Below are 12,523 nucleotides of genomic sequence, written 5' to 3'. Positions count from 1 at the left end.
GAATCGGCGCATTCCGTTCTCCTGAGTTCGAGGGGGGCACTGGCACCGTCATGATGGCGTGGTCGGGGTGGCCGCCCGCAACCGGATTTCCCCCCGGTCGAGTGGCCGGAAGGTGCCCAGTAGCATGAGGCACGCACCCCGGGTCGATCATGCCAACCGGCGACGCGACCCGGTTTCGATCATGCGAGGAGCGGTCGTGCGTGACATCGCCGTGTTCAGCGGTAGTGCCCATCCCGAGCTGGCGGCCGAGGTCTGCGCGCATCTCGGTGTGCCCCTCAGCCCGACCCGCGTCAGCCGGTTCGCCAACGACTGCCTGGAGGTGCAGCTCCAGGCCAATTGCCGCGAGCGCGATGTCTTCGTTATTCAGCCGCTGGTCACGCCGGTGCAGGAGCACCTTGTCGAGCTGCTGATGATGTGCGACGCGGCGCGCGGCGCGTCCGCCGGGCGGATCACCGTGGTCATGCCGCACTACTCGTACGCCCGCTCGGACAAGAAGGACATGCCGCGGATCTCGCTCGGCGGGCGGCTGGTCGCGGACCTGCTGGTGGCGGCCGGAGCGAGCCGGGTGCTCGCGATGACGCTGCACTCCCCGCAGGTGCACGGCTTCTTCTCCGTACCGGTCGACCATCTGCACGCGCTGCGGGAGCTGGCGGCGCACTTCCGCCAGTACGACCTCTCGCGCACCACGGTGGTGTCGCCGGACCTGGGCAACGCCAAGGAGGCGGCGGCGTTCGCGCGGCTGATCGGGGCCCAGGTGGCCGCCGGTGCCAAGCAGCGGTTCGCGGACGACCGGGTGAGCATCAGCGCCGTCATCGGCGACGTCACCGGGCGCGATGTCATCGTGCTGGACGACGAGATCGCCAAGGGCAGCACGGTCCTCGAACTCCTTGAGCGGCTGCGGGAGTTGGGGCCGCGGTCGATCCGGGTCGCCTGCACCCACGGCCTGTTCGCCGCCGGTGCGCTCAAGCGGCTCACCGAGCAGCCGGACGTCCTGGAGATCGTGTGCACGAATACCGTGCCGGTCCCGGTCGAGGAGCACACGGAGAAGCTGCGCATCCTGTCCATCGCCCCGGCGCTCGCCGAGGCGGTGCGGCGCATTCACAACGGCGAGTCCGTCAGCGCCCTGTTCGACGCGCCTCAGAGCGAATAGACAGGAAGGAGCGGAACTTCCTGCCCGTTGACGCGGGCAGGGAGGCGGCGCGGCGCTCACCGGGTAGGCGGTGCGGCGTCGGCCGGAAAGCCGCGAAGCAACGCTCGGCGTCACCCAGGTGATCAGGAGGGCTTGCAGTGGCGAAGGCGAAATTCCAGCGGACCAAGCCGCACGTCAACATCGGCACCATCGGTCACATCGACCACGGTAAGACGACGCTGACCGCGGCCATGACCAAGGTGTTGCACGATCAGTTCCCCGACCTGAACCCCTACACGCCGTTCGACCAGATCGACAAGGCTCCCGAGGAACGCCAGCGCGGTATCACGATCTCGATCGCCCATGTCGAGTACCAGACGGAGAACCGGCACTACGCCCACGTCGACTGCCCGGGGCACGCGGACTACATCAAGAACATGATCACGGGCGCCGCGCAGATGGACGGCGCGATCCTGGTCGTCGCGGCGACCGACGGGCCGATGCCGCAGACCAAGGAACACGTCCTGCTGGCACGCCAGGTCGGCGTCCCGTACATCGTGGTCGCGCTGAACAAGACCGACATGGTGGACGACGAGGAGATCCTGGAACTCGTCGAGCTCGAAGTGCGCGAGCTGCTCACCGAGTACGAGTTCCCGGGCGACGACGTCCCGGTCGTTCAGGTCTCCGCGCTCAAGGCTCTCGAAGGCGACCCGAAGTGGAGTGCGTCCATCCTCGAACTCCTCGCGGCGATCGACGAGTTCGTGCCCGAGCCGGTACGCGATGTCGACCGGCCGTTCCTGATGCCCGTCGAGGACGTCTTCACCATCACGGGCCGCGGCACGGTCGTCACCGGCCGCATCGAGCGCGGTGTGCTGAAGATCAACAGCGAGGTCGAGATCATCGGCATCCACGAGCAGAAGACGAAGACCACCGTCACCGGTGTCGAGATGTTCCGCAAACTCCTCGACGAGGGCCGGGCGGGGGAGAACGTCGGACTGCTGCTGCGGGGCGTGAAGCGCGAGGACGTGGAACGCGGGCAAGTCGTCATCAAGCCGGGCTCGGTCACCCCGCACACGGAGTTCGAGGCACGCGCGTACATCCTGTCCAAGGACGAGGGCGGCCGGCACACGCCGTTCTTCGACAACTACCGGCCGCAGTTCTACTTCCGTACGACGGACGTGACCGGAGTGGTGACCCTCCCCAAGGGCACGGACATGGTCATGCCGGGCGACAACACCACCATGCAGGTGCAGTTGATCCAGCCCATCGCCATGGAGGAGGGGCTGAAGTTCGCCATCCGAGAGGGCGGCAGGACGGTCGGGGCCGGGCAGGTCACAAAGATCCGGAAGTAGTCGGCGGTGGGCCGGAAGCGGTCACACGGAACCCGATGTGGCCTCGGGCCGGGCCAGCGCCTCGTCCAGCGACGAGGAAGGCGGCAACAGGCGCGCGAGGCCCGTTACCCGGAGGATGCGCAGGGTCAGCGGCTGGGTGCAGACGAGGTGCAGCCGTCCGTCCCGGGCGAGGACACGGCGCCTGGCCCGGTAGAGCAGGCGCAGGCCCGAGCAGTCGAAGAAGTCGGCGGGCCGCAGGTCGATCACGACCTGCGGTGCCGGGCCCCCGGTCGCGGAGTCCAGGATCGGGGTGATCTCCATGGCCGCGAGGATGTCGATCTCCCCGTGGAACTCCAGCACCAGGTGACCGCGGTCCTGGTGGATGCGCAGATGCCTGGTGGGCGGTGCGGGATCGTGCGCCACGAAGTCATCACCTCCAACCGGCAGCTGACCTGCCTCGCGAGGGCAGGGGCCAGGGTCACCGGGGGCCAGGGCGACGGCGTCAAGCGAGCGTAGACACGCCAACAGGGCACCCGTGGTTGCAAAACCGTTCGCTGCTCTGCAAGTTACCCTCGATGGAGTGAATTCCAGCATGTTCGATTGACATATGTCTTCGATTTGCGCGGCGAGTCGTCCCGATGGGGGTCTGCCACGGTGCCGCGGGGCCGGGTGCCCGCGTCACGACAGTGCGTGCCACGCCTTGGACAGCGCCTGACGGAACTGATCGGTCTGGTGCGACGTGAGGTCCCGGACCATGCGCTCCTCCAGCTCCCGTACGGCTCCCGCGAACCGCGCCAGCAGTTCGCGTCCCTCGTCGGTCAGCAGGATCAGCAGCTCGCGCCGGTTGCGCGGATTGCGCTCGCGGCGCACCAGTCCACGACTCTCCAGTGAGCGCACCAGATCGGCCATGGACTGCGCCGTCACGAACGAGTCGCGCGCCAGCTGGGCCGCCGAAAGACCGTCGTGCCGCTCCAGCACGGTCAGCGAGGTGTATTGCAATGCGGTGATTCCAGCCGGTTTCACCAGCTCGTCGAGGCGTGAGCGCACGACGAGTTCCACCTGCTTGACCATGTAGAGCAGTGACGGGGGTGCCTTGGTTGCCTGGGTGCCGACCATGGGTTCAGCCTAGGGCATTGACAGGAAACCTGTCCGTACCGAGACTGCCAACCAACAGGATTCCTGTTGGTTGAAATCTTGGCGATCAAGGCTGAGGAGTGGCAATGACGACCACCATCGAGAGTGGGCCCGGGCAGTTGTTCATCGGCGGGCAGTGGCGCGAGGCGGCCGACGGAGCGCGTACGGACGTGATCGATCCGTCCACGGGTCAGGTGGTCACCACCGTCGCGGAGGCGGGCGCAGCCGATGTCGACGCGGCCGTACGCGCCGCACGCGAGTCCTTCGACCACGGCCCGTGGGCCGCGATGAGCGGCCGTGAGCGCGGCCGGGTGTTGCACCGCGTCTCCGAGCTGATCCGCGCGAACGCCGACGAACTCGCGGCACTGGAGAGCCTCGACGTCGGCAAGCCCCTTTCCCTCTGCCGCCCCGTCGACGTGCTCACCGCCGCCGACGAGTACGAGTACTGCGCCGCGCTCGCCCAGACCCTCGACGGCGCCACTCGCGACACCCCGCTCAACGCCTTCGCGTACACGCGCCGCGGACCGCTCGGCGTGGTCGCCGCGATCACCCCCTTCAACTTCCCGCTGATCCTGTCCAGTTCGAAGCTCGCCCCGGCGCTCGCGGCCGGCAACGCCGTGGTGCACAAGCCCGCCGACGAGACCCCGCTCAGCGCCCTGTACATGGCCCGGCTGCTCCAGGAGGCGGGTGTCCCGCACGGCGTCGTGAACGTCGTCACCGGCAGTGGCCCGGTCGCGGGCGAGGCGCTGCTGCGCAACCCCGGCATCGACAAGGTCGCCTTCACCGGGTCCACCGCCGTCGGCCGGCATGCCGCGAGCGTCGCCGGTGAGGCCCTCAAGCCCGTCACCATGGAACTGGGCGGCAACGCGGCCCATCTCGTCTTCGCGGACGCCGACCTGGAGAAGGCGGTCGGTGCGGTCATCAAGGGCTTCGTCTTCAACACCGGGCAGTTCTGCATGGGCGGGCCGCGCCTGCTGGTGGAACGCTCCGTGTACGGCACCCTGCTGGGCATCCTCGCCGACGCCGTCCCCGGAGTGCCGGTCGGTGACCCCCGGGACGCGGCCACGGTCGTCGGCCCGATGGCGGGGGACAAGCACCTGAAGAAGGTCGAGGAGTACGTCGCCCTGGCCCGCAAGGAGGGCGGCCGCATCGTCTGCGGCGGTGAGCGCCTCGACCTGAACGGCGGCTACTACTTCAAGCCCACCGTGATCGCCGACCTCGCGGCCGACTCCCGCGTCGTCCAGGAGGAGATCTTCGGACCGGTCCTCACCGTGCAGGCCTTCGACTCCGAGGACGAGGCCGTCGAACTCGCCAACTCCACGCCGTACGGCCTGGCTTCGGGCATCCAGACCACCGACCTGACCCGGGCGCACCGCGTCGCCGACCGGCTCCAGGCGGGCATCGTCTGGATCAACGACTGGGCGATGCTCGACCCCGCGGTTCCCTTCGGCGGGGTCAAGGACTCCGGGTTCGGCCGGGAGTACGGGCCCGAGGCGCTCGCCGCCTACACCAAGGTCAAGTCCGTCGTCGTCTCGCTCGACTGAGCGCCCCCGCAAAGGAGTTCACGCGATGTCCACCACTACGCGCGCCGCCGTGGTCGAGTCCGGGGGAGCGCCGTTCGCCCTCACCGACGTCGAGCTGGACGAGCCCGGCCCCGGCGAGGCACTCGTCCGTATGGTGGCGACCGGCCTGTGTCACACCGACCTCGGTGTGGCGAGCGGCGGTCTGCCCTTCCCCCTCCCCGGTGTCCTGGGACACGAGGGGGCGGGAGTCGTCGAGGCCGTCGGCCCGAATGTCACCGGCGTTGCCCCCGGCGACCATGTCGTCCTGTCCTTCACCTCCTGCGGCGGCTGTCGCAACTGCCGTGACGGACATCCCGCGTACTGCGTCACCTGGCTGCCGCTGAACCTCATCGGTGGTCGGCGCGCCGACGGCACCAGCACGATCAGCCGTGACGGGGCGCCGCTCGGCGGCCACTTCTTCGGGCAGTCGTCCTTCGCGGAACGGGCGTTGGTGGACGAGCGCAGCCTGGTGAAAGTCGATCCGAACGTCCAGCTGGAGTCCATCGCCCCGCTGGGCTGCGGGGTGCAGACCGGAGTGGGCGCCGTCTGGAACGTACTGAAGCCCGAAGCCGGCAGCTGCCTCGTCGTCCTCGGCGCCGGAGCCGTCGGCCTGTCCGCGGTGATGGCGGCGGCCCTGACCCCCGCGACCACGGTCATCGCCGTGGACATGGTCAGCGAACGGCTTGAGCTGGCCAGGGAGTTGGGTGCCACGCACACCGTGAACGCGGCCGAGGCCGATGTCACCGAGGCGGTGCTCGCCCTCACCGACGGCCGCGGCGCCGACGGTGTCGTGGAGACCACGGGCGCTGTCGCCGTCCTGCGCAAGGGTGCCGACGCGCTCGCCCCGCGCGGCACCCTGGTCGTCGTCGGCGCACCGCCCTTCGGCACCGAAGTCGCCCTGGACGTCAACGCGTTGCTGCCCGGCAAGAAGGTCGTGGGCCTCACCCTCGGTGACAGTGAGACCCAGACCTCCATCCCCGCGCTGGTCGCGCTCGTCCAGGACGGACGGCTCCCGCTGCACCGCCTGATCAGCCACTATCCGTTCGCGGACATCGAGCGGGCGGTGCGGGACATGAGCGCGGGCAAGACGATCAAGCCCGTGCTCACCTTCTAGACGACGACTTCCGGCCGACTGCCTTCAGTTGACGACCAGGACGAGCTTCCCAGTGGTTCGGCCGGTGTCGCCGAGCGCATGCGCCTCGGCGGCATCGGCCAGCGGGAAGGTGTCGGCGATCGTGGCGCGCAGCTTCCCTGCCTCGACGAGCTCCGCGATCGCCTGCATACCGGTGCGGGAGGCGTCGACGAGCATCCTGACCGCTCGTACGCCGAGCCGCTCGGCCTCCTCGTAGAAGTCCTCCGACCCGACCGGCAGGATCGAGACCACGATCCCGCCCGGGCGCAGCACGCGCAGTGAGCGGACGGAGTACTCGTCGCCGATCGTGTCCAGGACGACGTCGACGTCCTTCACGGCCTCGGTGAAGTCGGTCTCCCGGTAGTCGATCGCCTCGTCCACGCCGATCCCCCGCAGGAACTCGTGCTTGCCCGCGCTGGCGGTACCGATGACGTACGCGCCCCGTGCCTTGGCGATCTGCACGGCCACATGGCCCACCCCGCCGGCCGCCGCGTGGATCAGCACCCGCTGACCCGGCTGGATGTCCGCCGTCTCGACCAGGGCCTGCCAGGCGGTCAGCGAGACCAGCGGAAGCGCGCCCGCCTGAATGTGGTCGATCCCGGACGGCTTGTGCGCGAAGGCGCGGGCGGGGGCGGTGACGAACTCGGCGTGCGAGCCGTGGCCGAACGGGTAGGGCAGCATGCCGAAGACCTCGTCCCCGGGCTTGAAGCGGGCGACGCCGATTCCGGCCGCCTCGACGACGCCGGAGACGTCCCAGCCGAGGACGAAGGGCGGCTCGCCGAGGAATCCGCCGGTCGCGCGGTGCTTCCAGTCGGTCGGGTTGACGCCGGCCGCGCGCACCCGGACCAGTACCTCGTTGGGGCGCGGCGCGGGGCGCTTCACCTGCACTTCCTTGAGTACCTCGGGACCGCCGAGGACGTCCTGACTGATGGCTCGCATGGTGTTCACAGTGCTCATGGTGTCCCAGCGTGCCGGGATCGACTCGGCAAGAAAATGGCATGATTGCCAAGCTTCGATAGGATCGTGCCATGCATTCCGTGGAGCGAGTGGTCGTCCTGGCGCTGGACGGCGTATACCCCTTCGAGCTGGGCATCCCCAGCCGGATCTTCGGCGCGGCGGACGGCCGCTACGAGGTGGTGACCTGCACCGTCGACGGCCGTCCGGTCCGCACCAACGCCGACTTCTCGGTCGCCGTCGATCACGGTCCCGAGGCGCTGTCGACCGCGGACACCGTGGTGATCACGGCGATCGCCCCGGCGAGGCTCGTCATGGAGCCCTCCGACGAACTCACCGCCGCGCTCGCGCTGATCCGGCCCGGCACCCGCCTCGTCTCCATCTGCACGGGTGCGTTCGTCCTGGCGGCGGCCGGCCTGCTGGACGGGCACCGGGCGACCACGCACTGGCAGGTGGTCGACGAGTTCCGGCGCCTGTTCCCGCGTGTGTCGCTGGACCCGGACGTCCTGTTCGTCGATGACGGCTCGATCCTCACCTCGGCGGGCGCCGCATCCGGCATCGACGTCTGCCTGCACATCCTCCGCAAGGACCACGGCAGCGAGCTGGCGAACAAGGTGGCCCGGCGCTGTGTGGTCCCGCCCCTGCGGGAGGGCGGCCAGGCCCAGTACATCGAGCAGCCCGTGCCGGAACCCTCGGGGACGAGTACGGCCGCCACCCGGGCATGGGCCCTCGCCCGCCTCGGCGACCCGCTGACACTGACCGACCTCGCGGGCCACGCCCGGATGAGCCTGCGCACCTTCGCCCGCCGATTCAACGACGAGGTGGGCATGAGCCCCGGCCGCTGGCTCATCCAGCAGCGGGTCTCCCGAGCCCGCCATCTGCTGGAGTCCAGCGACCTCTCGGTGGACCAGATCGCCGGCGAGGTCGGCTTCGCGACCGGAACCTCGCTGCGCCAGCATCTGCACGCGGCGATCGGTGTCACGCCGCAGGCGTACCGGCGTACGTTCCAGGCGACTCGCTAGTCCGCTTGGATCGGCCGATCGTTGGTCCTGGTGTGCGCCTGTGCCGGTTGCCCCGGTGGGTCCGCCCGGACGGCGATCACCGCCCGATCGCGTGGTCGTCCGGCGAGACGCTTAGGGGGTTTCTGATGGATCTCCGTGGAAGAAGGAGCGGCGTTCGGTGCGTGCTCTCGGCGTGCCGGGCGGAAGTCCTCGATGGGGGTCCCCCGCGCGAGCGAAGCCGAGCGTGGGGGAGGAGCTACTAGTGTCCCGGTCTTGAGTTCTGGTCTCGCCTCGTGAGTTGCTTTCCGTTTCAGATTCGGGCGTTTGCCAGTCGTGCGGTGGCTGTGGGCGGTGTCCTGGAGGCATGGGGGACACCAGGCTGGAGCCGCTCGTGCTGTCCGGGGATGAGCGGTCGATCTTGCGGAACTGGGCCCGGCGCCGGTCGACGGCGCAGGGCCTGGCCAAGCGGGCCGCGATCGTGCTCGCCTGCGCGGACGGGCTGAGCAATACCGCGGTGGCGGCCCGGCTGGAGACCGACCGCAAGACGGTGCGCCGGTGGCGGACCCGGTTTCTGGCCGAGCGGCTCGACGGCTTGTCCGACGAGCCGCGCCCCGGGGTGCCGCGCACCATCACCGACGCGCAGGTCGAGGAGGTGGTGGTGCGGACGCTGGAAGCGGTGCCGGATGGCGGAACGCACTGGTCCAAGCGGGAGTTGGCACGCCAGGTGGGTATCTCGCCGACCAGTGTGCACCGCATCTGGCAGGCGTTCGGGCTGCAGCCGCACCGTACCGAGACGTTCAAGATCTCCCCGGATCCGTTGCTGCTGGACAAGATCCGGGATGTGGTCGGGCTCTATCTGGCCCCGCCGGCGAACGCGGTGGTCTTCTCGGTCGACGAGAAACCACAGATCCAGGCACTGGAACGGACCGCACCCGTGCTCCCGATGCTGCCCGGTGTCCCCGAGCGGCGCAGTTTCGACTGCATCCGGCACGGCACCACCGATCTGTTCGCGGCGCTGGACACCGTCACCGGGAAAGTGATCGGCAAGGTGTCCGCCCGTCACGCCGCCGAGGACTTCCGTGACTTCCTGGACCTGCTCGACCACAAGGTGGAGCCCGGCCTGGCAGTCCACGTGATCTGCGACAACCTCTCCGCGCACAAGGCGCCGGTCGTGCACAAGTGGCTGGTGGCCCACCCACGTTTCGCTCTGCACTTCACACCCACGTACTCGTCGTGGATCAACCAGGTAGAACGCTGGTTCGCGGAACTGCAGCGCCGCTGCCTGGAACGCGGGGTGTTCTGCTCAGTCGACGCGCTCCAGGCAGCCCTGGAGAAATGGATCGAGGTCTGGAACGAACAGGCCCGCCCGTTCCGCTGGACCAAGACAGCCGACCAGATCATCGACCGGATCTGCCGCTACTGCGACAGGACCTCCGGACCAAATCACTAGGGCTTTTGTCCGGTGCGGCGAGAGTGCGTGCCGGGCGTCGCGACGCCGCGGAGACCCATCAGAAGCCCCCTAGTGCTGCGCCGCGGAAGTTTCGCCGATCGCTATCGGGCGGTAAGGCGCTTGTTGATGTCCTCGACGTCGAACTGGCTGGGGTCGAAGGCTCCGCCGACCCACTCCAGTAGTTCGTCGTGCTCCTCGTGTCCGGGGTCGGTGATGGCCTCGATGAAGTTCGCGTAGCCCCACGGGCCGCCGCAGTCTTCTGGTGGGCAGGCCCGGCGGCCGGTCAGGCAGCGGGGGTAGGCCGTTCCCGGTTCCCGGGGCAGGGCCTTCTCCACCTCGATGCGGTGGACCCAGTCGTCACCGAAGTCGTAGGTGTAGCTGATCTTGTCTCCTGCGGCGGGCGCGACCGCGTAGAGCGGGACCTTGCGTTCGTCGCGGTGGCCGAGCTCGCTGTCACGGCGCCCGTAGTCGCCAGTCGGGGTCTGGAAGAGGTGCATGTGGTAGTTCTCCCATCCCATCGCGGTCTGGATCGTCAGGTGCAGGCTGTCGAGCGTGAGGTCGGCCGGGACCTGCAGCCGTCGCCAGATCGGCGGGCGGATGTCGGCCAGAGTGATTTTGATCTGCAGGACGGAGTCAGCGGGCATGGCACGGTTCCTTCGCGGCGACGGCGCTCTCATCCCCAGTCTGGCGGGGCCGCCCCTCGTAGTTCCAACGGAACGGGCGAGCCGTCTCGTTGTGGAAAATGGTGAAGCCGGTGACCTTCTCCAGCAGGTCCCTGCGGGAGGAGAAGTCCCCGTGGCGCAGGACGGCCCGGGCCAGGAGAGAGAAGAAGATTTCCACCTGGTTGAGCCAGGAGGCGTGCTTGGGGGTGTAGTGCGCCACGATCCGTGGGTGCTTGGTCAGCCAGGCCCGGGTGGCTCTGGAGGTGTGCGAGGAGCCGTTGTCCAGGACCAGATGGACCGTCAGCTCAGCGGGAATACACCTCTCCAGCCAGGCCAGGAACCTGACGAAATGCGCGGAGTCGTTGCGCGGCAGCTCCTCCACGACGACCTGCCCGGTGTGCACATCCAGCGCGGCGGTGACCGAGACGGTGCCGTGACGGACGTACTCGAACTCCCGCAGGCGCACCCGTCCCCGGCCAGGCAACCGGTCGGGGTGCTTGCGGGAACGGGCGGCCATCGCGGTCTTCGTCCACCGACACCACCACCGAGCGCGGTGGGCAGCTGCGGTAAAGGGCGCACACCTCGGCCGCCTTGGTGAAGAAGTGCGGGTCGGCGGGCCGGGTCAGCCAGCCGCGGACCCGATGGGGCTTGACCTGGAGCGCAGCGAGAATCCGCCCGACCTGGGAGGCGGAGATGCTCGTGTTGTCCTCCAGGTGCTCGGCGATCAGCCGGTGCGACCAGCCGTTGTAGGGGTGGGGCGGCGTGCTGGTGGCCGTCGCCACGATCCGCAGCCGGACCTCGGGCCCGTGGATGGGCGGTCTGCCCGAGCGGGGCCGGTCGTCCAGCCCTGCCAGCCCCTCCCGGGCGTACCGGTCCCGCCACCGCACCACCGTGGAGACATCCACCCGAACAATCTCCGCTATCCGCCAGGCTGGGCACCCTCCAGCAGCCAGCAGGACTATGCGCGCGCGGCGGGCCACGCGTTGCGGGGCGGTATGCGCACGTACCCGTTCCTCCAGCGCACACCGATCATCAGCATCAAGCACCATGCCCGGCCAACGAGCCGATGGCCATCGGCGGAACTTCCGCGGCGCACGACACTAGTAGCTGTCGTAGCTGGGCTTACCGTTCGGCCGGTAGACGCCGACGACGGTGCCGCCCTTCGTCGTCGAGACGCTGACCGGCTCCAGCGCAGTGGGGATCGCTCCGTCGGCGAACAGCCGCTTGCCGGTACCGATGATCACCGGGTGGATGGTCAGCCGGTACTCGTCGACGAGGCCGTGCTGCATGAGGGTCTGGGCGAGGTCGCCGCTGCCGACGACGTTGATGTTGCCGCCGTCGGACGCCTTCAGCTGGCGTACGGCATCGACGATGTCGCCCTCCAGCAGCGTGGAGTTCTGCCACTCGACGGACGTCAGGGTCCGAGACGCCACGTACTTGTGCATGCTGTTCATCCGATCGGTGAACGGGTTGTCGGGATCGGCGGTTGGCCAGTACGACGCGAAGATCTCGTACGTCTTGCGGCCGAGCAGCATCGCGTCGGAGTGCTCGTACCAACCGGCGATGGCCGTGCCGACCTCGTCGTCGGCCACCGGTTTCTGCCAGCCGCCGTGCTTGAAGCCGCTCCCAGCGTCCTCGTCCGGACCGCCCGGCGCCTGCATGACGCCGTCGAGCGTCAGGAACGTGCAAACGATGATCTTGCGCATGGTGTGCCCCCTTCGTCGACGGGTAGACCGTGCAACCGCCGGAAACTCATCGGCGGAACTTCCGCGGCGCAGCACTAGTAGGACTCCGTTAGGTTGCTCTGGTTCTTGGGTTTGGGCTGGTGGTGGATGTTCGGGGCAGGGGGCGGTGGCAGGTGGTGCAGGTGCCGGTCCAGCAGTTCAGCAGGTCCTGGATGGCGTCGAGAATCTGGTAGAGGGTGAGTCCGCTGTATCGGCTTTTGGGGCCAGGCGCTGTTCGGTGAGGAAGGCGTGGGCGGCGGTGACCAGGGTGACGTGGTGATGCCACCCGGTCCAGGAACGGCTCTCGAAGTGGTCCAGGCCGAGGCCGTGTTTGAGTTCCCGGTAGTCGTGCTCGATGCGCCAGCGGATCTTCGCCAGGCGGACCAGCTCGGCGATCGGGGTGCCGACGGGCAGATCAGCGAGCCAGTAGTCGGTGGGTGCTTC

The 12,523-nt window shown here is 68.8% G+C and carries 12 protein-coding genes and 1 pseudogene; 6 read left to right on the top strand and 7 right to left on the bottom strand.

Going from position 1 to position 12,523, the window contains the following annotated elements:
* Positions 1-196 precede the first annotated feature (196 nt).
* Together IEY95_RS09420 and tuf are read left to right on the top strand one after the other, a co-directional pair.
* Entirely contained in the window at positions 197-1,150 is a 954-nt protein-coding gene (locus IEY95_RS09420) for a ribose-phosphate diphosphokinase (protein WP_189185474.1), read from the top strand.
* Between the two features lie 137 nt (positions 1,151-1,287).
* The gene (tuf, locus tag IEY95_RS09415) at positions 1,288-2,481 is read left to right on the top strand and encodes an elongation factor Tu (protein ID WP_189185473.1); all 1,194 of its coding nucleotides are present in this window, start codon (positions 1,288-1,290) and stop codon (positions 2,479-2,481) included.
* 21 nt (positions 2,482-2,502) lie between these two features.
* On the opposite strand, the gene IEY95_RS09410 is transcribed toward tuf, so the two are convergent.
* Together IEY95_RS09410 and IEY95_RS09405 are read right to left on the bottom strand one after the other, a co-directional pair.
* A complete protein-coding gene (locus IEY95_RS09410) occupies positions 2,503-2,883 on the bottom strand; it encodes an anti-sigma factor antagonist (RefSeq protein ID WP_229702769.1) in 381 nt (126 codons plus the stop codon).
* 255 nt (positions 2,884-3,138) lie between these two features.
* Positions 3,139-3,576 carry a MarR family winged helix-turn-helix transcriptional regulator gene (locus IEY95_RS09405; RefSeq protein WP_189185471.1) on the bottom strand — a complete coding sequence of 146 codons (438 nt, stop codon included), beginning with the start codon at positions 3,574-3,576 and terminating at the stop codon, positions 3,139-3,141.
* A 104-nt stretch (positions 3,577-3,680) separates the two neighbouring features.
* Here IEY95_RS09405 and IEY95_RS09400 point away from each other — a divergent pair, with 104 nt between their 5' ends.
* Positions 3,681-5,138 (top strand): aldehyde dehydrogenase family protein, encoded by a 1,458-nt coding sequence (locus tag IEY95_RS09400; protein WP_189185470.1) that lies wholly within the window; start codon positions 3,681-3,683, stop codon positions 5,136-5,138.
* Positions 5,139-5,163: 25 nt separating this feature from the next.
* The gene (locus tag IEY95_RS09395; RefSeq protein WP_189185469.1) at positions 5,164-6,270 is read left to right on the top strand and encodes an NAD(P)-dependent alcohol dehydrogenase; all 1,107 of its coding nucleotides are present in this window, start codon (positions 5,164-5,166) and stop codon (positions 6,268-6,270) included.
* Positions 6,271-6,294: 24 nt separating this feature from the next.
* On the opposite strand, the gene IEY95_RS09390 is transcribed toward IEY95_RS09395, so the two are convergent.
* A complete protein-coding gene (locus IEY95_RS09390; RefSeq protein WP_189185468.1) occupies positions 6,295-7,245 on the bottom strand; it encodes an NADP-dependent oxidoreductase in 951 nt (316 codons plus the stop codon).
* A gap of 71 nt (positions 7,246-7,316) precedes the next feature.
* Here IEY95_RS09390 and IEY95_RS09385 point away from each other — a divergent pair, with 71 nt between their 5' ends.
* Together IEY95_RS09385 and IEY95_RS09380 are read left to right on the top strand one after the other, a co-directional pair.
* Positions 7,317-8,264 carry a GlxA family transcriptional regulator gene (locus IEY95_RS09385; RefSeq protein WP_189185467.1) on the top strand — a complete coding sequence of 316 codons (948 nt, stop codon included), beginning with the start codon at positions 7,317-7,319 and terminating at the stop codon, positions 8,262-8,264.
* Positions 8,265-8,607: 343 nt separating this feature from the next.
* Positions 8,608-9,693, top strand: coding sequence for an IS630 family transposase (locus tag IEY95_RS09380; protein ID WP_189185466.1), 1,086 nt, complete (start codon positions 8,608-8,610; stop codon positions 9,691-9,693).
* Between the two features lie 101 nt (positions 9,694-9,794).
* On the opposite strand, the gene IEY95_RS09375 is transcribed toward IEY95_RS09380, so the two are convergent.
* The 4 genes and pseudogenes from IEY95_RS09375 to IEY95_RS09360 all read right to left on the bottom strand — a co-directional run.
* The gene (locus IEY95_RS09375) at positions 9,795-10,337 is read right to left on the bottom strand and encodes a plasmid pRiA4b ORF-3 family protein (protein WP_189185465.1); all 543 of its coding nucleotides are present in this window, start codon (positions 10,335-10,337) and stop codon (positions 9,795-9,797) included.
* Positions 10,330-11,388 (bottom strand): annotated as a pseudogene (locus IEY95_RS09370) (IS630 family transposase); the annotation flags it as partial. The pseudogene IEY95_RS09370 and the gene IEY95_RS09375, both read right to left, overlap by 8 nt.
* A 67-nt stretch (positions 11,389-11,455) precedes the next feature.
* The gene (locus tag IEY95_RS09365) at positions 11,456-12,061 is read right to left on the bottom strand and encodes a dihydrofolate reductase family protein (protein WP_189185464.1); all 606 of its coding nucleotides are present in this window, start codon (positions 12,059-12,061) and stop codon (positions 11,456-11,458) included.
* Positions 12,062-12,238: 177 nt separating this feature from the next.
* Positions 12,239-12,523: transposase (locus tag IEY95_RS09360; protein ID WP_189185463.1), on the bottom strand; the 285-nt coding region annotated here is incomplete at its 5' end.

The organism is Streptomyces albiflavescens (genome assembly GCF_014645835.1).
GTDB lineage: Bacteria > Actinomycetota > Actinomycetes > Streptomycetales > Streptomycetaceae > Streptomyces > Streptomyces albiflavescens.
Note: the sequence above shows the minus strand (reverse complement) of the source record. Positions and strands in the feature narration are given on the sequence as shown.